The sequence below is a fragment of the Pseudomonas sp. NFACC51 genome, assembly GCF_900103575.1.
Lineage (GTDB): Bacteria > Pseudomonadota > Gammaproteobacteria > Pseudomonadales > Pseudomonadaceae > Aquipseudomonas > Aquipseudomonas fluorescens_Q.
Genome location: NZ_FMXH01000004.1, coordinates 1 through 20,251, shown reverse-complemented (window position 1 = coordinate 20,251; position 20,251 = coordinate 1). Strand labels below are relative to the sequence as shown.

The following is a 20,251-nucleotide window of genomic DNA, read 5'->3' as shown; positions in this document are numbered from 1 at the left end:
TTAACCTCTTGGCTCTTGATGGCCGACACTGGCGGCCAGGATCGACACCACCAGTTGCTGGAAATCCAGACCGGCGGCGCGAGCCGCCATCGGCACCAGGCTGTGGTCGGTCATGCCAGGCGCGGTGTTGACTTCCAGGAACCAGAACTGCCCATCGGCGTCCTGCATCACGTCTGCCCTGCCCCAACCGGCGATACCCAGCGCCTCACAGGCCTTGGCCGTGAGGTCCATCAGTTCTTTTTCCTTGGCAGCGTCCAGCCCACAGGGAATGCGGTACTGGGTATCGTTGGCGATGTACTTGGCGTCGTAGTCGTAGAACGTGTGGGGCGTGCCCAGCGCAATCGGGGGCAACACCTGGTCACGCAGGGTGGCGATGGTGAACTCGGGACCGGAGATCCATTGTTCGACCAACACTTGCGAATCGTAGGAACTGGCGTCTTTCCATGCCGCGGTCAACTCAGGCAGCGAATTCACTTTCGCCATGCCGATACTTGAACCTTCATGGGCCGGTTTGACGATCAAAGGGAAGCCCAGTTCCGTGGCCGCCGAAATACAATCGGCCTCGGACGCCAGCACGGCGTGACGCGGTGTCGGGATGCCAAGGCTGTGCCAGACCTGCTTGGTGCGCAGTTTGTCCATCGCCAGGGCGGAAGCCAGGATGCCGCTGCCGGTGTAGGGAATACCCAGGCATTCAAGCAGGCCCTGCATGCTGCCGTCTTCACCGCCGCGGCCGTGGAGAATGATGAACGCGCGGTCGATTTTTTCGCTCAGCAGGCGCTGCAGGAAATCGTCGCCCACGTCGATGCCGAATGCGTCGACACCGGCGCTTTGCAGGGCTTGCAGCACGGCGTTACCGGACTTGAGGGATACCTCGCGCTCGGCGCTCTTGCCGCCGAACAGCACGGCAACGCGGCCGAAGGCTTTCGGGTCAAGGGTCGAGACCAGGTTGGCGTAGGCAGCAGTCATTTCAGTTTCCCCTCGCTGGAGGCCACGATTGCTCCGGCGAATAACGGACTTTTCAACAGTTTCGGGGCCAGGCCACCAATGTCACCGGCACCCTGGCACAGCAGGATGTCGCCGGCGCGCAGCAGCGGCTTGACCAGCGGTGCCAACTCCACGCCGCGCTCGATGTAGATCGGGTCCAACTGACCGCGCTGGCGGATGCTGTGGCACAGCTGACGGCTGTCGGCCCCCGGGATCGGTTCTTCACCGGCCGGATAGACCTCCATCAACAGCAACACGTTGGCGTCGGCCAGCACCTGGACGAAATCGTCATACAGGTCGCGAGTGCGGCTGTAGCGGTGCGGCTGGTAGACCATCACCAGGCGCCGATCCGGCCAACCACCGCGCACGGCCTTGATCACCGCCGCGACTTCGGTCGGATGGTGGCCGTAGTCGTCCACCAGCATCACGTTGCCGCCGTCCACCGGCAGTTCGCCGTAGACCTGGAAACGTCGGCCCACGCCCTGGAACCCGGACAGGCCCTGAACGATGGCTTCATCGCTGACGCCTTCGTCGGTGGCGATGCAGATGGTGGCCAAAGCATTGAGTACGTTGTGGTTGCCGGGCATGTTCACCGACACATCCAACGGCTCGCGATCGGGGCGCAGTACGGTGAAGAACGTCTGCATGCCCTGCTGGCGCACGTTGATGGCGCGCACGTCGACGTCTTCGCCGAAACCGTAGGTCACGGTCGGACGCTTGATCAGCGGCAGGATTTCACGCACCACCGGGTCGTCCAGGCACACCACCGCCAAACCGTAGAACGGCAGGTTGTGCAGGAATTCGACGAAGGTTTTCTTCAGCTTGTTGAAGTCGCCGTCGTAGGTCGCCATGTGGTCGGCGTCAATGTTGGTGACCACGGCCACCAGCGGTTGCAGGTGCAGGAAGCTCGCATCGCTCTCGTCGGCTTCGGCGATCAGGTAGCGGCTGGTGCCCAGCTGGGCATTGGTGCCCGCGGCGTTCAGGCGCCCACCGATCACGAAGGTCGGGTCCAGGCCACCGGCCGCGAACACCGAGGCGATCAGGCTGGTAGTGGTGGTCTTGCCGTGGGTACCGGCGACGGCGATGCCGTGGCGATAACGCATCAGCTCGGCCAGCATCTCGGCCCGTGGTACCACGGGGATACGGCGCTCCAGGGCGGTGGCGACTTCCGGGTTGGACGTGTTCACGGCACTGGAAACCACCAGCACGTCGGCATTGGCGGCGTTCTCGGCACGGTGGCCGATAAATATCTGGGCGCCGAAGGATTCCAGGCGCTCGGTGACCGGGGAGGCTTTCAGGTCGGAACCGGAAACCTGATAACCCAGGTTCAGCAGCACTTCGGCAATCCCGCACATGCCCACGCCGCCGATACCGACGAAGTGGATGCGACGGATACGGCGCATTTCCGGTTGCGGCATGGCTTTGCGATTCTCAACCATGGGCCACCTCCAGGCAGGTATCGACCACTTGGCTCGTGGCATCGGGTTTGGCCAGGCGGCGTGCGGCGCGGGCCATGTCTTCAAGTCGTTGCGGCTGCATCAAAACCTCTGTCAGGCGGGCGGCAAGATCCGCGGCGCCAGTCGTTCTTTGCGGCATCAGGAAGGCAGCGCCTTCACGGGCCAAATAATCGGCGTTACGGGTCTGGTGATCGTCGATGGCGTGGGGCAAAGGCACCAGCATCGAGGGCAGACCGGCGGCAGCCAGTTCACTGATGGTCAGCGCGCCTGCGCGGCAGACCACCAGGTCGGCCCAGCCATAGGCTTGGGCCATGTCGTTGATGAAAGGCTGTACTTGCGCCTCGACGCCGGCCGCGCGATAGCGCTCGGCGGTCACTTCATCGTGGTTTTTGCCAGCCTGGTGAAACACTTCCGGCCGCAGCTCGGGGGCAACCTGCGACAAGGCTTCGGGCAGCAATTTGTTCAACGGTTCGGCCCCCAGGCTTCCGCCCAGGACCAGTAGACGTGCCTTGCGTCCAGCCAGGGCCGGGCGCGGCGCATCAAAAAACAGCTCGGTACGCACCGGATTACCGGTGGTGCGGCGGCTGCCCGACAGGGTAAAGGTGTCGGGAAAGGCTTCACAGACCCGGGCGGCCAACGGCACCAGTAACCGATTGGCGGTACCGGCCACGGCGTTCTGTTCGTGAACGATCACCGGCACACCGGCCAATTTCGCCGCAACACCACCAGGACCGGTCACATAACCGCCAAACCCGACCACGCACACCGGGCGCAACCGACGGATGATCGCCCGCGCCTGCCTGATCGACTTGAGCAGCATCAGCGGCGCCTTGAGCAACGACAACTTGCCCTTGCCCCGCAGGCCGCTGGCGTCGATCCGGTGCAGCTCAAGGCCGGCAGCTGGCACCAGTTCGTTCTCGATGCCCCGTGGCGTGCCCAGCCAGTGCACGGTGTAGCCGCGCGCCTGGAACTCCCGGGCACAGGCCAGCGCCGGGAATACGTGCCCGCCGGTACCACCCGCCATGATCAGCACGTTAGCGCCCATGAATCGGCTCCTCGGCGAAGTCGCTCTCTTGAAACTCCATCTCTTCGCTGCCCAGGTGGGTTCGGCTCTCCCATTCGATACGCAGCAACAGGCCGAGACAGGCACAGCAGATCACCAGGGAACTGCCGCCATAACTGAGGAACGGCAGCGTCAGGCCCTTGGTCGGCAACAGGCCAACGTTCACGCCGATGTTGATCAGGAACTGGCCGATCCACAGGAACGACAAGCCATACGCCACGTAAGCGGCAAAAAACTGCTTGGCCTTTTCGGCCCACAAGCCGATGTACATGCCGCGTACGCAGACGAACACGAACAGGGCGACGGTGCACAGGGAGCCGACCACGCCCAGCTCTTCGGCCAGGACCGAGAACACGAAGTCGGTGTGGGCTTCCGGCAGGTAGAACTGCTTCTGCACACTGTTGCCCAGGCCCACGCCCAGCCATTCGCCGCGACCGAAGGCAATCAAGGCCTGGGTCAATTGATAGCCGGAGCCGAACTGGTCGGCCCACGGGTCGGTAAAGGTGATCAGGCGCGCCATCCGGTACGGTTGCGCCTGGACCAGCACGGTCACAGCCGCCACCGCCAACGCCACCATCAGGATGAAACGAAACAGCCCGACCCCACCGAGGAACAGCATCGCCGCCGCGGCGCCCATCATCACCACCGTGGCGCCGAAGTCCGGCTCCATCAGCAGCAGGCCCGCCATCGGCAGCAAGACGATAAACGGCTTGAAGAACCCCATCCAGCTCTCGCGCACTTCTTTCTGGCGACGCACCAGGTAACCGGCCAGGAAAATCACCACGAAGACCTTGGCGATCTCCGAAGGCTGCACGTTGAAGAAACTGAAGCCAATCCAGCGCATCGAGCCGTTGACCTCGCGGCCGATACCCGGCACCAGCACCATCACCAACAGGCCGAAGGCACCGAGCAGCATCATCCAGCCCAGGCGCTGCCAGGTAGCGATTGGCACCATCATGGTGACGATGCACGCGCCCAGGCCGATCACCAGGTAAATCAGGTGGCGGATCATGTGATAAAGCGTGTTGCCCGACTGCACGGCGGCCACTTCCGACGAGGCGGACGTGATCATCACCAGGCCCAGGCCCAGCAGTGCCAGGCAACCGGCAAGCATCGGGAAATCCAGGTCGATGCCGCGCCCGGTGATCAGCGGCGACGGGTACGGCTTGATGATGTTCATCAGGCTCATGCCAAGTCCTCCGCGGCCCGGGCGAACAGCTGCCCGCGCTCTTCATAGTTCTTGAACATGTCGAAACTGGCGCAGGCCGGCGACAACAGCACCGCATCGCCTGGTTGCGCAAGGGCGCGGCACTGTTGCACCGCCTCGTCCAGCGAACCGACCCGAACCAGCGGCACGGCATCGCCGAGCGCCTGGGCGATCAATTCACGGTCGCGGCCCATCAGCACCACGGCACGGCAGTTGGCCGCCACCGGGTCGCGCAGGTCCTTGAAGTCGGCGCCCTTGCCGTCGCCGCCGGCGATCAGCACGAGCTTGCCTGCGATGTCCGCCCCCAGCCCTTCGATGGCCGCCAGCGCGGCACCGACATTGGTGGCCTTGGAGTCGTTGTACCAGGCCACGCCATCGAGGTTGCGCACCCACTGGCAGCGGTGTTCGAGACCGGCAAAACTACGCAGGGCCGACAGCATGGCGTCGAACGGCAGGCCGACCGCATGCCCCAGGGCCAGGGCTGCCAGGGCGTTGGCCTGGTTGTGGGCGCCGCGAATCTTCAGTTCGCGCACCGGCATCAGGTTCTGGAATTCGAAGGCCAGGTATTTTTCGCCATTCTCCTCACGCAGCCCGAAGCCTTTGAAGTCCGGCACACCCAGGCCGAAGGACCAGCACGGCATGCCCTCGCCCAACAATGGACGAGTCAGGGCATCCTGGCGGTTGAACACCACTTGCCGGGCACCACGGAAGATCCGGTGCTTGGCCAGGTGATAAGCCGGCAGGCCGCTGTAGCGGTCCATGTGGTCTTCGCTGATGTTGAGCACGGTCGCCACTTCGGCGCCCAGGTGGTCGGTGGTTTCGAGCTGGAAGCTCGACAACTCCATCACGTACAGCTCGACGTCGTCACTGAGCAGGTCCAGCGCCGGGGTGCCCAGGTTGCCGCCCACGGCGACGCGCTTGCCGGCCGCCGCAGCCATCTCGCCCACCAGGGTAGTGACGGTGCTCTTGGCGTTGGAGCCGCTGATGGCAACGATCGGCGCCTTGGCGTTGCGCGCGAACAGCTCGATGTCGCCGGACAATCTCACGCCACGGGCAGCGGCCGCCTGCAGGGCCGGAGTCGCCAGGGCCAGGCCGGGGCTCACGTAGAGCTCATCGGCGCGGCACAGGAACTCGACGTCCAGCTCGCCACAACGCACGTCCACCTGGGGATAGTCACGGCGCAGCGTGGCCAGCTCAGGTGGATTTTCCCGCGTATCGGCGACGGCAAACGACACGCCCCGGCTCGCCAGGAAGCGAACCAGGGACATGCCGCTCTTGCCGAGGCCGACAACGATGCGGAAGTGGTCAGAAGCGATCAGGGACACTCGTTCTACCTCAGCTTCAGGGTGGCAAGGCCGACCAGTACCAGAATCACGGTGATGATCCAGAAACGGACGATCACACGCGGCTCGGGCCAGCCCTTGAGTTCAAAGTGGTGGTGGATCGGCGCCATGCGGAATACGCGGCGGCCGGTCAATTTAAAGGAAGCAACCTGAATGACGACTGACAGGGTCTCCATCACGAACACACCGCCCATGATGAACAGGACGATTTCCTGGCGAACGATGACCGCGATGGTGCCCAGGGCCGCGCCCAGCGCCAGCGCGCCGACGTCTCCCATAAAGACTTGTGCCGGGTAGGTGTTGAACCACAGGAAGCCCAGGCCGGCACCGATCAGCGCGCCGCAGAACACGATCAGTTCACCCGCCCCCGGTACATAAGGGATCAGCAGGTATTCAGCGAATTTCACGTTACCCGACAGGTAGCAGAAGATCCCCAGGGCGCCGCCGACCATGACCGTAGGCATGATCGCCAGGCCATCGAGGCCGTCGGTGAGGTTGACCGCGTTGCTCGAACCGACGATCACCAAGTAGGTCAGCACGATGAAACCTGCGCCCAGCGGAATGCTGTAGTCCTTGAGCATCGGCAGGATCAGGGTGGTCTCCACCGGCGAAGCAGCGGTCATATAAAGGAAGATCGCCGCGCCGAGGCCGAACACCGACTGCCAGAAATACTTCCAGCGGCTTGGCAGCCCACGGGAGTTCTTCTCGATGACCTTGCGGTAGTCGTCAACCCAGCCGATGGCCCCGAAGAACAAGGTCACCAACAGCACGACCCAGACATACCGGTTCGCCAGGTCGGCCCAGAGCAGGGTGCTGATGCCGATGGACGACAGGATCAGCGCGCCGCCCATGGTCGGGGTGCCGGATTTGGACAGGTGCGATTGCGGGCCATCGTTACGAACCGACTGGCCGATTTGCAGGTTCTGCAGAGTGCGGATCATCCACGGGCCCAGGAACAGCGACAACGACAGCGCGGTCAGCACACCCAGGATCCCGCGCAGGGTCAGGTACTGGAAGACCGCGAAGCCTTTGTGGAACTGTTGCAGGTACTCCGCTAGCAGCAGCAGCATTAATGTTTCTCCGTGGAGGCACCGCACAGCGCCGCGACGATGTTTTCCATCGCTGCGCTGCGTGAGCCCTTGATCAATAAGGTGGTGTTCGGATCCTGCTCGGCGCCCAGGGCCTGGATCAGCTCGGCCTGAGTGGTGAAATGCCGTGCGTGCTCGCCAAACGCGGCGACCGCATGGGCCATCATCGGACCGACCGCATACAGTGCGTCGACCTTGCCGCGCGCATAGGCACCGACATCGTGATGCCCCTGTTGCGCCCACTCGCCCAGCTCACCGATATCCCCCAGCACCAATACGGTACGGCCGGAGAAACCGGCGAGGATATCCACGGCTGCGCACATGGACGACGGGTTGGCGTTATAGGTGTCGTCGATCACGCGCATGCCATTACTGGCCAGTTGCGCAACAGAGCGCCCCTTGACCGGCTGCACGGCGTTCAGCCCGGCGACAATGCCCGGCAGCGACACGCCCAGCGCATGGGCGGCAGCCGCCGCGGCCAGGGCGTTGGCCACGTTATGCGTGCCGAGCAGGTTCAATTGCACCCGCTCGGCGCCATCCGGACTGTGCAGGTTGAAGGCCGGGCAACCGCGGGCATCGCGGTCCAGGTCGCTGGCGTAGAAATTCGCGGCGAGGTTGCTCAGGGCAAAAGTCAGCACCTTGCGCTCGCCCGCCCGGGTCTTCCAGATTTCGAAGGCCTTGTCGTCGAGATTCAGCACAGCGACGCCATCGGCATCCAGCCCTTCGATGATCTCGCCCTTGGCCTCGACGATTTTTTCCGGGCCGCCGAACTCGCCGACGTGAGCAGTCCCGGCGTTGTTGAGCACCGCCACATGAGGCTTGGTCATGGCCACGGTGTAGGCAATCTCGCCGAGCCGCGAAGCCCCCAGCTCGATGACAGCGGCGCTGTGTTCCGGCGCCAGTTCCAGCAAGGTCAGTGGCACGCCGAGGTCATTGTTCAGGTTGCCACGGGTCGCCAGCACCAGACCGCGCGTGCGCAGGATGCTGGCGAGCATTTCCTTGACGGTGGTCTTGCCGCTGGAGCCGGTGATGGCCGCCACCGGCTTGTCAAACCCGGCGCGGTTCAACGCGCCCAGTTGGCCCAGGGCCTGACGGGTGTCAGCGACCAGCAACTGCGGCAGCGTACTGTTGGTCACTTCCCGCTCGACCAGTGCCGCGACCGCGCCTTTGGCGGCGACTTCGTTCAAGTAATCGTGGCCGTCGAAACGCGGTCCGGCCAGGGCAACGAACAGTTGACCCGGGGCAATGGCCCGGCTGTCGATGCTGACGCCATCGAAGCTGGCATCCGCAGCAAGCAAGCGCGCATTCAGGGCATTGGTCAGTTCGCTGAGTTTCAGGGCCTTAAGCATGGGCCACCTCCCACGCGGTCAGGGCATGATCGGCTTCCACCAGGTCGGAGAACGCATGGCGTTCGCCGTTGATTTCCTGATAATCCTCATGGCCCTTGCCGGCCAGGACGATGACATCGTCCGCCGAGGCGCTGGCGATCAACTGGGCAATGGCCTGACCGCGGCCGGCGACGAAGGTGACGTTATCCACAGCCGTAAAACCGGCGCGGATGTCGTCGAAAATCCGCTGCGGATCTTCGGTACGAGGGTTGTCGTCGGTGACCAGCACGCCGTCTGCCAACCGCTCCACGACTTCAGCCATCAGTGGGCGTTTGCCGCGGTCACGATCGCCACCGCAGCCGAACAGGCACAGCAACCTGCCCTTGGCGTGAGGACGCAGGGCCGTGAGAACTTTTTCCAACGCGTCAGGGGTATGGGCGTAATCGACCACAACCAGAGGTTGAGTCCCACCGCCCAAACGCTGCATGCGACCGGCCGGGCCTTCGAGCTTCGGCAGGACCTTGAGAATTTCGTCCAGCGCGTAGTCCAGGCCGAGCAAGGCGCCGATGGCCGCCAATACGTTGCTCAGGTTGAAGCGGCCAAGCAAAGTGCTGCGCAAGTGGTGCTCGCCCTGGGGCGTGACCAGCGTGGCGCGCACGCCTTCGTCATTGAATTGCGCCTGGCGTACATAAAGGTAGGCGCTGGCATCTTCCAGGCTGTAGGTGATCAACCGCGACTCGCGCTTTTCGGCAGCCAGTTGCCGACCGAATTCGTCATCGAGGTTGATGACCCGGCACTTCAGGTCATTCCAGGCAAACAGCTTGGCCTTGGCCTCACCGTAGGCCTGCATGGTGCCGTGGTAATCCAGGTGATCCCGGGACAGGTTGGTCAACACCGCGACATCGAACGCCAGCGCGGTCACACGGCCCTGGTCCAAGCCATGGGAAGAGACTTCCATCGCAACGGCCTTGGCACCGGCCTTCTTCAGGTCCGCCAGGGTCGCCTGCACGGCAATCGGGTTCGGCGTGGTGTGCAGGCCACTTTCCAGCGCGCCATGGAAGCCGTTGCCCAGGGTCCCGACGATGCCGCAATGCTGGCCTAGCAGGTCCAGGGCCTGGGCCACCAGTTGGGTCACGCTGGTCTTGCCGTTGGTACCGGTCACGCCCACCAGGTTCAGGTGACGGCTCGGGTCGCCATAGAAACGCCCAGCGATGTCCGACAGCTGGGCCGCCAGGCCCTTGACCGGAATCAGCGGAACGTCGGTGATCGGCAGCACGGTCGCCCCGGCCACTTCATACGCCACGGCAGCCGCGCCACGCTTCAAGGCATCGGCGATGTGGGCACGGCCATCGAAACGGGCACCCGGCACCGCCAGGAACAAGTCCCCGGCGCGGACATTGCGGCTGTCCAGGGCCAGTTCGCGAATCAGCAGATCGTGACCGGCGTGGGCGAAAATCTTGTTCAGGCTCAGGGACATCAGCCACGCCCTCCTTCGGCTTTCAAGGGCACGACCGGTGCGGTATTCGCTTGCTGGGTCGGCGGCAGGTTATCCGGGGTAATGTTCATCAGGCGCAGGGTGCCGGACATCACTTTGCTGAACACCGGTGCCGAGACCAGGCCACCGAAGTAGCCCGCCTTGCTCGGCTCATCGATGACCACAACGATGGCGTAGCGCGGGTCGCTCATCGGGCCGAAGCCGGCAAACAGCGAACGGTAGGAATTCTCGGCGTAGCCTTTAGTGCCCACGGAGGTTTTACGGGCGGTACCCGACTTACCTGCCACGTGATAGGCCGGCACCTGGGCGCGATAGACACCGCGCGGGGCCTCGATCACCTGTTGCAGCATGCCCTGCATAGTCTTGGCGACGTTCTCCGGGATCACCTGGGTGGTCTGCGGCGCCTTGTCGGTCTTGATCAGGGTCAGCGGGGCGATACGCCCGTTGTTCGCCAACGCGGAGAACGCGTGGACCAGTTGGATCGCGGTCACGGAAACACCGTAGCCGTAGGACAACGTAGCGGTTTCAGCCTTGCGCCAGTCCCGGTAGTTCGGCAGGTTGCCGACACGCTCGCCCGGGAAGCCCAGGCCGGTGTCCTGGCCGAGGCCGATTTTCTGGGCCAGGCGATAAATCGTCTCGCCGCCGATATCGAAGGCGATCTTGCTCATGCCCACGTTACTGGAGTTGATCAGGATGCCGGTCAGGTCGAGCACCGGGCCTTCGGTCTTGGACACGTCACGAATGGTGTACTTGCCGATCTGCAGGGTGCCCGGGTACACCTCGACGGTGTCGCTTGGTTTCCAGCGCCCGGTTTCCAGGGCGGCGGCCATGGACACGGCTTTCATGGTCGAACCGGGCTCGAACACGTCGATCATCGCGCGGTTGCGCATCATCGCCGGTTGCAGGTTGCGACGGTTGTTCGGGTTGTAGGTCGGCTGGTTGACCATCGCCAGGATCTCGCCGGTCTTCACGTCCATGATCACCAGGCTGCCGGCCTTGGCACCGTTCTCGACGATGGCATTGCGCAGTTCACGGTTGGCCAGGTATTGCAGGCGCAGGTCAATGGACAACGCCAAGGGCTTGCCGGCCTTGGCGTTTTTGGTGACTTGGACATCCTTGATCAGCCTGCCGCGCCGATCCTTGATGACTTGGCGCTTGCCGGCGACCCCGGCGAGCCATTCGTCATAGGCCAGTTCGACACCTTCGCGCCCTCGGTCATCAATGTCGGTAAACCCGACCATATGGGCCGTGACTTCACCGGCCGGATAGAAACGCCGGAACTCTTCGATGCCGTAGACACCAGGTACTTTCAGATCGAGCACGCTCTGGCCCTGTTCGGGGGTCAAGCCGCGTACCAGATAAATGAATTCCTTGTTGGCCTGGGCTTCGAGGCGCTCGGCCAGGGCCTTGGGATCCTGCCCGAGGGCAGCGGCCAGTGCCGGCCATTTTTCCTTGGCCAACTGCATTTCCTTGGCGTTGGCCCACAAGGTGGTCACCGGGGTGCTCACGGCCAGGGGTTCGCCATTGCGGTCGGTGATCAAGCCACGGTGAGCCGGGATCGGAATATGCCGCACGCTGCGCGCATCGCCCTGCCCCTTGAGGAAATCACGGTCGACGACTTGCAGGTCGATGATGCGCCACGAAATCGCCGCCACCATGATCCCGAGCAAGCCCAGGACCAGACGAAACCGCCACGGGAACAGCGCCCCTTCGAGTTTCATCATGGCGCCACCATCTGCACTTCGGCAGCGCCGGGAATGCGCATTTTCAGCTGCTCGGTGGCCAACACTTCGATACGGCTATGGGCAGTCCAGGTGCTCTGCTCCAGGATCAACCGGCCCCACTCGGCCTGCGCCTTGTCACGCACGCTCAGCTCGTTGTAAAGGGAATTGAGAAGCTGCCGGTTCCAGTGCGCACTATAGGACACGGCGATGGCCGACACGAGCACGCCGATAAACAGCAGCAACATGAAAAAGCTGCCGCCGGGCAGGGGCTTGGCGAAGAGCTTGCTCACCGCAACTTCTCCGCGACGCGCATGACGGCGCTACGGGCACGTGGGTTGGCCTTGAGTTCAGCCTCGGAGGCGAACTGCGCTTTGCCATGGATCTTGATTTTTGGCACGAAGGCTTCGAAACGCACAGGCAGGTTGCGCGGCAGGTTATCGGCTTCACCCTTGGTGAGTTTGCGCATGAACAGCTTGACGATACGGTCTTCCAGGGAATGGAAGCTGATCACCACCAGCCGACCGCCGATCTCCAGCGCTTCAAGCGCCGCTTCGAGACCGACTTCCAGATCGCCCAACTCGTTATTGACGTGGATGCGCAAGCCCTGGAACGCACGAGTCGCCGGGTTCTTGCCCTTCTCCCAGGCCGGATTGGCCACTTTCAGCACCTCGGCCAGGTCGCCGGTGCGCTCGAATGGCTTGATGTCGCGGCGTTCGACCACGGCGCGAGCCATGCGGCCGGAGAAACGCTCTTCGCCGTATTCCTTGAAGACCCGGGCGATTTCTTCCACCGGGGCGGTATTGACGAATTCGGCGGCACTGATGCCACGGGACGGATCCATGCGCATGTCCAGCGGGCCGTCATTGAGGAAACTGAAACCGCGCTCCGGGTCGTCCAGTTGGGGCGAAGACACGCCCAGGTCGAGCAGCACGCCACTGACCTTGCCGGCCAGGCCACGCTCGGCGACTTCCGAAGCCAGCTCGGCAAAACTGCGTTGCACAATGACAAAGCGGCCGTCTTCGGCCGCCAGCGCTTGCCCGGTGGCAATCGCTTGAGGATCCTTGTCGAACCCCAGCAACCGGCCACCCGGACCGAGCTTGCTGAGAATCAACCGGCTGTGTCCGCCACGCCCGAATGTGCCGTCCAGATAGCAGCCATCAGGACGTACGGCGAGAGCCTCGACGGCTTCGTCAAGCAGTACGGTGATGTGGTTAAAGCCGCTATCAATAGTCACAGGATCAAATCACGCAGTTCATCAGGCATGGCGCCCGGTTGTTGAATAGCAGCGAGGTCGGCGGCAGAAACCGCATTCCAGGCATCTTCGTCCCACAGCTGGAACTTGTTCAGTTGGCCTACCAGCATCGCGCGCTTGTCCAGCTTGGCGTATTCGCGCAGGCGCGGCGGAACCAGGAAACGACCGCTGCCATCGAGTTCGAGGTCGACGGCATTGCCGATCAGCAAACGTTGCAAACGGCGGTTTTCTTCACGCAACGAAGGCAGTGCGCGCAGTTTGGTTTCGATGATTTCCCACTCATCAAGAGGGTAAACACACAAACATGGATCAACGGCGTCGATCGTGACGATTAACTGCCCCGAACTTCGCGAAACGAGCTCGTCACGATACCGGCTCGGCATGGCGAGACGGCCTTTTGCATCGAGACTGATAGCGTTAGCTCCGCGAAACACGTCTGCGTTTCTCCACTTTTTGGCGTTTTACCTTCAAAAAAACCCACTTCATGCCACTTTCCGCCACTTGCGCACACTATAGGAATGCGCCCACCGCACCGTCAAGGCGCGGATTGAAGGAAAAGCCTTATAGATCGGAGATTTAGGAGCGTTTCAGGAGGGGTAACAAGAATCTGACGTAGGAAATTTCACCTCAACCCGAGGAAGCACAGGAGGCTGCGCGCACAAGTTAAAGTGATTTGTTAAGAGTAAGATTTTTTTGGTATTAGGAACTGCGTCTGCCAGTGATTCCAGCAGGAAGGGAAAAGGTGGAGAGTCGATCTGTAAGCCGGGTTCTGTCTTGAACAGTCATTCGTCTACGATGGCCATCACTGGACATCTTTAGCAACCTACCCGGTCCCAGCGCGGGCCACGCCTTGGGACCCTATTTGGTCTTGCTCCAAGTGGGGTTTACCTAGCCACGAACTGTTGCCAGCCGTGCGGTGCGCTCTTACCGCACCTTTTCACCCTTACCGGCGCCGAAGCGCTTAGGCGGTTATTTTCTGTGGCACTTTCCGTAGGCTCACGCCTCCCAGGCATTACCTGGCACTTCGCCCTATGGAGCCCGGACTTTCCTCCCCCCCCTAATTCTCATAGAGGGCAGCGACTGTCCGATCGACTCTCCGCCGCGAAGGTTAACGGTAGAGCGCTTGAAGAACAAGCGCTAAAAGCCTTGGGCCAGACCCACGCCTTGGTTTCACTGGCCTTTCTGTTTTTCCAGTGCGACCTGGTACAGCACATTCTTGCGCTCGCCAGTGATTTGCGCCGCAAGGGCCGCGGCACGCTTGAGCGGCATTTCCTCGAGTAGCAGGTTCAGGACGCGCATCGCTTCACTGCTGACAGCGTCTTCACTTTCCGGGGCTGTCCACCCGGCCACCAGCACGACACACTCGCCGCGCTGCTGGTTGCTGTCGCTTTCGACGAAGGCTCGCAGCTGCGCCAACGGCAACCCCTTGAGGGTTTCGAAGGTCTTGGTCAACTCGCGAGCCAGCAGTGCCGGGCGCTCGGCGCCGAACACCAGTTCCATGTCTTGCAGGCATTCCAGAATGCGGTGCGGCGCCTCATAAAAGATCAGCGTGCGTGGTTCTTCCTTTATAGCCTCCAGGCGCGCCCGACGCCCCACCGCCTTGGCCGGCAGGAAACCTTCGAAGATGAAACGGTCCGACGGCAGGCCCGCCGCCGACAGCGCCGCGATCAATGCACAAGCGCCCGGCACCGGCACCACGCTGATGCCCGCCGCCCGAGCCTGACGCACCAGATGATAGCCCGGGTCGGAAATCAGCGGCGTACCTGCATCGGAAATCAGCGCGACGTTATCGCCCGCCAGCAGCCGGGTAATGAAACGACTGCCCTCATCCCGCTCATTGTGTTCATGACAGGCCGCCAACGGCGTGGAAATGCCGAAATGCTGCAGCAGGCGCTGGGAATGACGGGTGTCTTCGGCTGCGATAAGGGCAACCTCTTGCAGGATTTTCAGCGCACGGGCACTGATATCGTCCAGGTTGCCGATGGGCGTCGCCACCACATAAAGCGCGCCGGCAGCGGAATTCAAAGCACCTGGAGCAGTCAAGACACATACCTCATGATCGGTAAAAACCGCCATTGTAGCGTGTGCAGGCCGTCTCGGCTGTTCACATCAGCCATTGTGGCGAGGGAGCTTGCTCCCGCTCGGCTGCGCAGCAGCCGTAAAATCTGCCAGCCGCCCCCCCCCCGGATATACCGTGTTGAATGGGTTTGGGGCTGCTGCGCAGCCCAGCGGGAGCAAGCTCCCTCGCCACGGAGGGCAGTGCCTTTGTGCTGTGCCGCACTCTTTGCAATACCTAAATTGATCGATTCACACCACTAACATCGCGCCCCGGCCAGCGCTTGGGTACAATTCGACGCTAATTTGATCTCGTATCAGGAACACTTACATGATCGCTTGCCTGCGGCTGCTCTCCGCCCTCTGCCTCGCTGCCCTCCTGGCGGCCTGCGCCAGCTCGCCCTCGTCCAGCCTTGGCGAACTTCCACGCACCCCGGATGCCAGTATCGAGCAGTTGCTCGAACAGGCCACCCAAAGCAAAAATCCGGAAAAAGCCGCCCTGCTGCGCCTGAGCGCTGCCGACCTGGCCTACCGCCAGGGCAATGCCGGCCAGTCCGCACAGATCCTGCAACAAGTGCCGATGGAACAACTCAAGCCCGGCCAGCAGATTTTCGCCAGCACGCTGTCGGCTGAACTGGCGATGACCCGCAACCAGCCCAAGGCGGCACTGACCGCCCTGGCCCACCCAAGCCTGCAACACCTGAGCGAAATGCCGGTGGAGCAGCAGGTCCGTACCGGTACCGTCCGCGCCCGCGCCCTGGAGGCCGATGGCCAGACCCTGGCCGCCGCCAAGGAGCGCATTTTCATCGCGCCCCTGCTGGAAAACGACGCTGCGGCAAAAAACCACGAATCCATCTGGTCGTTGATCGCCTCGCTGCCCACCGACCAGTTGCAGGCAAGCTCCAACGACGACCTTGGCGGCTGGCTGAGCCTGGCCCAGGCCGTCAAGACCGCCGGCACCCTGGAACAACAGCAGGCGGCGATCGACCACTGGCGCGAACAGAACCCGAAACACCCCGCCGCCCTGCAACTGCCGACACCACTGGTCAAGCTCAAGGAACTGGCGAGCCAGCCGTTGAGCAAGATTGCCCTGCTGCTGCCACAAAATGGCCCGCTGGCTGCGGTTGCCAAGGCCTTGCGTGAGGGCTTCATGGCCGCGCACTACCAGGCCCAACAGGCCGGCCAGAAGCCGCCAAGCATCCAGTTCTATGACAGTTCCAGCCTGACCTCCATGGACGAGTTCTATCGCAAGGCCCAGGCCGACGGCGTGCAACTGGTAGTCGGACCACTGGAAAAACCACTGGTCAAGCAGATCAGCACCCGCCCGCAACTGCCGATCACCACCCTGGCGCTGAACTACAGCGAAGGTGAACAAGGGCCCCCGCAACTGTTCCAGTTCGGCCTGGCACCCGAGGATGAAGCCCGCGAAGTTTCCCGTCGCGCCCGCGCCGACGGCCTGCATCGTGCCGCCGCCATGGTACCGAAGGGTGAATGGGGCGATCGCGTCCTGAAAGCCTTCAGCCAGGACTGGCAGGCCAATGGCGGCACCATCATCGCAATCGAACGAGTCGACCAGCCGGTCCAACTGGCCCAGCAGATCGCCGACATGTTCCAGCTGCGCCAGAGCGAAGGTCGCGCCAAGAGCCTGCAAAGCACCGTTGGCACCACGGTCGCAGCCCAGCCGTCCCGTCGCCAGGACATCGAGTTCATCTTCCTGGCCTCGACGCCGCAACAGGCCCAGCAGATCAAGCCCACCCTGAACTTCCAGTACGCAGGTGATGTGCCGGTCTACGCCACTTCTTCAGTGTTCAGCGCCAGCGGCGACCAGAACCAGTACAACGACATGAGCGGCATCCGCTTTTGCGAAACCCCGTGGCTGCTCGACGCCAATGACCCGCTGCGCAAGCAGGTCACCGCCCAGTGGCCCCAGGCAGGCGGCAGCCTGGGCCGGCTGTACGCGATGGGTGTAGACGCCTATCGCCTGGCACCGCGCCTAGGCCAGCTCAAGACGCTGCCGGACAGCCGCATCGAAGGCCTGTCGGGCAGCCTGGCAGTGTCTCCAACCCAGCGCGTACAGCGTCAACTGCCTTGGGCCGAGTTCCTCAACGGCCAGGTGCAGCGCCTGCCGGATACCCAGCGCTGATGCCCGACCGATCACGCCAGCAAAGCGGACGGGATGCCGAGGGCCAGGCCCTCGCGCATCTCCAGCAACACGGCCTGCGACTGGTGGCGCAGAACTGGTTGTGCAAACGCGGCGAGCTTGATCTGGTCATGCTTGACGGCGATACAGTAGTATTCGTCGAAGTCCGCTACAGAAAAAATACTCAATGGGGTGGCGCGCTCGACAGCATTGACGAGCGCAAGCGCCAGAAACTGGTTTTGGCCGCACAGTATTTTCTGCAAAGCGAGCCTCGCTGGGCCGATCATCCCTGCCGCTTCGACGTGGTTGCCATCGACAGCAACGCCGCCCAGTTGAACTGGCTGCAGAACGCCTTCGACAGTTGAGCGCCCATGCCGAGCCGGACACCTTCACCTAACTTTTTTGCTCTTTGCTTTGCGCGCCGCACATGTTTGTGCCGATAAGCCGCGCTACTTAAGGTCACACAGATGGACATGCAATCGCGAATTCGCCAGCTTTTTCAGGCCAGTATCGACACCAAGCAACAGGCGATGGACGTACTTGCACCGCACATCGAGCAAGCCAGCCAAGTGATGGTCAACGCCCTGCTCAACGAGGGCAAGATGCTTTCGTGCGGCAATGGCGGCTCGGCCGGCGACGCCCAGCACTTCTCTTCGGAACTGCTCAACCGCTTCGAACGCGAACGCCCGAGCCTGCCGGCGATCGCCCTGACCACCGACAGCTCGACGATCACCTCGATCGCCAACGACTACAGCTACAACGAGGTATTCTCCAAACAGATCCGCGCCCTGGGCCAACCCGGCGATGTATTGCTGGCGATTTCCACCAGCGGCAACTCGGCCAATATTATTCAAGCGATCCAGGCCGCACATGATCGCGAAATGATTGTCGTAGCATTGACCGGTCGTGACGGCGGCGGCATGGCGTCCCTGCTATTGCCAGAAGACGTCGAGATCCGCGTACCGGCCAATGTCACCGCACGTATCCAGGAAGTCCACCTGCTGGCGATCCACTGCCTTTGCGACTTGATCGACAGCCAACTGTTCGGGAGTGAAGAATGACCCCTAATCGCCTAGGCCTTCTGGCCCTGACCCTGTGCCTCGGCATCAGCGGCTGCACATCGGTGGTTAACGCCAGCCGGGAAAAGCCGATTGAAGATGACCGCGGCACCCGCACCTTCGGCAGCAAGATCGACGACTCCCTGATCGAAACCAAAGTGGGAGTGAACATCGCCAAGGCCGACCCGGACCTGGACAACAACTCGCACATCGTCGTCACCAGCTTCAATGGCGTCGTACTGCTGGCCGGCCAGACCCCGCGCGCCGACCTCAAGGCCAAGGCGGAACAGGAAGCCAGCGCTGTGCAACGGGTCAAGACGGTGCATAACGAGTTGCAAGTCCTGCAACCCTCCTCGCTGCTGGCGCGCCAGAACGATGCGTGGCTGACCACCAAGATCAAGACCCAGATGCTCACCGATGCCAGCATTCCTGGCTCGCGCATCAAGGTTGTGACCGAGAATGGCATCGTTTATCTGCTGGGCTTGCTGACCAAGAAAGAGGCCGCCCAGGCGACCAACCTGGTGCAGGGTGTTTCCGGGGTGCAGAAGATCGTCAAGTTGTTTGAATACATCGACTAAGGGGTGGTTCGGTTGCGGGCTTTGTGAGACGCAGCTTGTTGGTCATGTTGATCACTTAAAAAACGGCGCTTCTTCCAGGGTGGGAAGGCGCCGTTTTTTTATGGGCGGGATTTTCGGGTTTTGGGTGTATATCCGTTGCTGCGGTAACGGCCACTTAGGGTTCCGCCCTGACGGCGGGTCACTTTCGAAAAGCGTGTACGGACCGGACACATGGTTGACACCTGTGCGGAGACATAGTGGACACATTATGCGCCGTAGTCAGGGTTATTCACGTCGAAGGTCCGTAAGAAGTGATGGCAGAAATAGACGTCAAACAAGCCATCGCTTTCAGCGTTAGGGCGTATTGCGATGTGCTGTCCTACCAGTCCTTTGGCGATGCTGAAGTAGCGTTTCTGGAAGCGAAATCGACTGTGATACACCTTGGCCAACACATCATCCGGGCCATATTCAAACTCTGACAGTTGCTGCGGATACGCCCAGGGGCTGCTCCGATAGCGGTCCATAGGCACCTTGTAGCCCAGCGCCTGATGGGGGCGCTGCAGGTTATAAACCTCACGCCATCGATCAAAAGCCGATTGAGCGTCCATTAGCGTGGAAAAATGACGCCCATCCAGCACTTCTGCTTTGAGCGAGCGGTGGAAACGTTCGATCTTTCCATTGGTTTGAGGATGGCGAGGACGGCTGAAACTGATCCGGATCCCCAGGCGAATCAGCCAGATACTCAGCTCTGTCACTTCACCCGGATTGCGTGGCGAGCCCCAGGGTGGGCCGTTATCGACGTTGATACGCGCCGGCAAGCCATAGCGTTGGAAAACCTCGATCATCCTCTCCTTCACCGTGGCTCCCCGTTCGTTGTCACAAGCCTCAATGGCTAGGCTGAACCGAGAATGATCGTCCAGCAGGGTCAGGGGATGGCACCGACCTTGTTGCAGCGCAAAATGCCCTTTGAAATCCATCTGCCAAAGATCATTAGGCGCGTCGTGTTCAAATCTCAGCGTTGCCGATTGCTCTCTCTGAGAGGGCTGGATCAGGCCGTGCCGGTGCAAGACATTGGTGACGGTGCTGGGGGCGATACGTTTTTCCAACAGGCTGCTAATCGTGCGTCCGCCCCATGCCGGATGGGCCAGCCTAAGGGCCACGACTTGCGCCTCCATGGCGACCTGCGTCAGTTTGGGGCTGGTCGCGGGTCTGCGAGATTTCTCTTGCAGACCAGGCTGACCATGCGCCTTGTAGCGATCTAGCCACTTGTAGGCTGTTTGCGGGCTGATACCGAATCTTCGACACAGCTCACGTTTATTGCTGCCGGGTTGCCGTGCTAAGGCAACGAACTCTTCTTTCAGGCTCATGGCATCTCTCGTAGTCCAGGGCATGATGGCTTTCCGGCGAAATTGGCTCGCTGGAAAGTGTCAACCATGTCCCCGCACACCCGTCAACCATGTGTCCGGTCCGTACAAAAAGCGCGAAAGTAACCAAAGCGCT

18 protein-coding genes and 1 other RNA gene are annotated in these 20,251 nt (G+C 62.1%); 4 read left to right on the top strand and 15 right to left on the bottom strand.

Features of this window, described 5'->3' with window-relative positions; translation table 11 throughout:
- From BLT00_RS09530 to rsmI, 14 genes are all read right to left on the bottom strand, one after another.
- Positions 1-966, bottom strand: a complete 966-nt coding sequence (locus tag BLT00_RS09530; protein ID WP_092146829.1) for a D-alanine--D-alanine ligase — start codon at positions 964-966, stop codon at positions 1-3.
- Entirely contained in the window at positions 963-2,423 is a 1,461-nt protein-coding gene (murC, locus tag BLT00_RS09525; RefSeq protein ID WP_092146827.1) for a UDP-N-acetylmuramate--L-alanine ligase, read from the bottom strand. The genes BLT00_RS09530 and murC overlap by 4 nt, the downstream gene beginning before the upstream one ends.
- Positions 2,416-3,486: an undecaprenyldiphospho-muramoylpentapeptide beta-N-acetylglucosaminyltransferase gene (murG, locus tag BLT00_RS09520; protein WP_063324487.1), complete on the bottom strand. Its 1,071-nt coding sequence runs from the start codon at positions 3,484-3,486 to the stop codon at positions 2,416-2,418. The genes murC and murG overlap by 8 nt, the downstream gene beginning before the upstream one ends.
- Complete coding sequence (ftsW, locus tag BLT00_RS09515; RefSeq protein ID WP_063324486.1) at positions 3,476-4,693, bottom strand: putative lipid II flippase FtsW; 1,218 nt, start codon at positions 4,691-4,693, stop codon at positions 3,476-3,478. Before ftsW ends, murG begins: the two co-directional genes overlap by 11 nt.
- Positions 4,690-6,036, bottom strand: a complete 1,347-nt coding sequence (gene murD, locus BLT00_RS09510) for a UDP-N-acetylmuramoyl-L-alanine--D-glutamate ligase (RefSeq protein ID WP_092146825.1) — start codon at positions 6,034-6,036, stop codon at positions 4,690-4,692. Before murD ends, ftsW begins: the two co-directional genes overlap by 4 nt.
- Before the next feature lie 5 nt (positions 6,037-6,041).
- Complete coding sequence (mraY, locus tag BLT00_RS09505; RefSeq protein ID WP_063324484.1) at positions 6,042-7,124, bottom strand: phospho-N-acetylmuramoyl-pentapeptide-transferase; 1,083 nt, start codon at positions 7,122-7,124, stop codon at positions 6,042-6,044.
- Positions 7,124-8,491, bottom strand: coding sequence for a UDP-N-acetylmuramoyl-tripeptide--D-alanyl-D-alanine ligase (gene murF, locus BLT00_RS09500; RefSeq protein WP_092146823.1), 1,368 nt, complete (start codon positions 8,489-8,491; stop codon positions 7,124-7,126). The genes mraY and murF overlap by 1 nt, the downstream gene beginning before the upstream one ends.
- Complete coding sequence (locus BLT00_RS09495) at positions 8,484-9,947, bottom strand: UDP-N-acetylmuramoyl-L-alanyl-D-glutamate--2,6-diaminopimelate ligase (protein WP_092146821.1); 1,464 nt, start codon at positions 9,945-9,947, stop codon at positions 8,484-8,486. The genes murF and BLT00_RS09495 overlap by 8 nt, the downstream gene beginning before the upstream one ends.
- Positions 9,947-11,686: a peptidoglycan D,D-transpeptidase FtsI family protein gene (locus tag BLT00_RS09490; protein WP_162893922.1), complete on the bottom strand. Its 1,740-nt coding sequence runs from the start codon at positions 11,684-11,686 to the stop codon at positions 9,947-9,949. The genes BLT00_RS09495 and BLT00_RS09490 overlap by 1 nt, the downstream gene beginning before the upstream one ends.
- Positions 11,686-11,979, bottom strand: a complete 294-nt coding sequence (gene ftsL, locus BLT00_RS09485; protein WP_072348519.1) for a cell division protein FtsL — start codon at positions 11,977-11,979, stop codon at positions 11,686-11,688. Before ftsL ends, BLT00_RS09490 begins: the two co-directional genes overlap by 1 nt.
- Positions 11,976-12,923 (bottom strand): 16S rRNA (cytosine(1402)-N(4))-methyltransferase RsmH, encoded by a 948-nt coding sequence (rsmH, locus tag BLT00_RS09480; RefSeq protein ID WP_003205354.1) that lies wholly within the window; start codon positions 12,921-12,923, stop codon positions 11,976-11,978. The genes ftsL and rsmH overlap by 4 nt, the downstream gene beginning before the upstream one ends.
- A complete protein-coding gene (mraZ, locus tag BLT00_RS09475; protein WP_003205355.1) occupies positions 12,920-13,375 on the bottom strand; it encodes a division/cell wall cluster transcriptional repressor MraZ in 456 nt (151 codons plus the stop codon). Before mraZ ends, rsmH begins: the two co-directional genes overlap by 4 nt.
- Before the next feature lie 308 nt (positions 13,376-13,683).
- Positions 13,684-14,037: RNase P RNA component class A (gene rnpB, locus BLT00_RS09470), an RNA gene on the bottom strand.
- Between the two features lie 74 nt (positions 14,038-14,111).
- Complete coding sequence (rsmI, locus tag BLT00_RS09465) at positions 14,112-15,017, bottom strand: 16S rRNA (cytidine(1402)-2'-O)-methyltransferase (RefSeq protein WP_072348523.1); 906 nt, start codon at positions 15,015-15,017, stop codon at positions 14,112-14,114.
- Positions 15,018-15,327: 310 nt separating this feature from the next.
- Between rsmI and BLT00_RS09460 the strand changes: the two genes are divergently transcribed.
- From BLT00_RS09460 to BLT00_RS09445, 4 genes are all read left to right on the top strand, one after another.
- Positions 15,328-17,139: a penicillin-binding protein activator gene (locus tag BLT00_RS09460; protein WP_092146819.1), complete on the top strand. Its 1,812-nt coding sequence runs from the start codon at positions 15,328-15,330 to the stop codon at positions 17,137-17,139.
- The gene (locus BLT00_RS09455; protein ID WP_063324478.1) at positions 17,139-17,501 is read left to right on the top strand and encodes a YraN family protein; all 363 of its coding nucleotides are present in this window, start codon (positions 17,139-17,141) and stop codon (positions 17,499-17,501) included. The genes BLT00_RS09460 and BLT00_RS09455 overlap by 1 nt, the downstream gene beginning before the upstream one ends.
- A 102-nt stretch (positions 17,502-17,603) precedes the next feature.
- Positions 17,604-18,197 (top strand): phosphoheptose isomerase, encoded by a 594-nt coding sequence (locus tag BLT00_RS09450; RefSeq protein WP_007928463.1) that lies wholly within the window; start codon positions 17,604-17,606, stop codon positions 18,195-18,197.
- On the top strand, positions 18,194-18,772 hold the full coding sequence (locus BLT00_RS09445; protein WP_003178201.1) for a BON domain-containing protein: 579 nt from the start codon (positions 18,194-18,196) through the stop codon (positions 18,770-18,772). The genes BLT00_RS09450 and BLT00_RS09445 overlap by 4 nt, the downstream gene beginning before the upstream one ends.
- A gap of 245 nt (positions 18,773-19,017) precedes the next feature.
- Here the strand turns inward: BLT00_RS09445 and BLT00_RS09440 are convergent, their stop codons facing one another.
- The gene (locus BLT00_RS09440) at positions 19,018-20,142 is read right to left on the bottom strand and encodes an IS481 family transposase (protein WP_092146064.1); all 1,125 of its coding nucleotides are present in this window, start codon (positions 20,140-20,142) and stop codon (positions 19,018-19,020) included.
- Between the last annotated feature and the right edge of the window lie 109 nt (positions 20,143-20,251).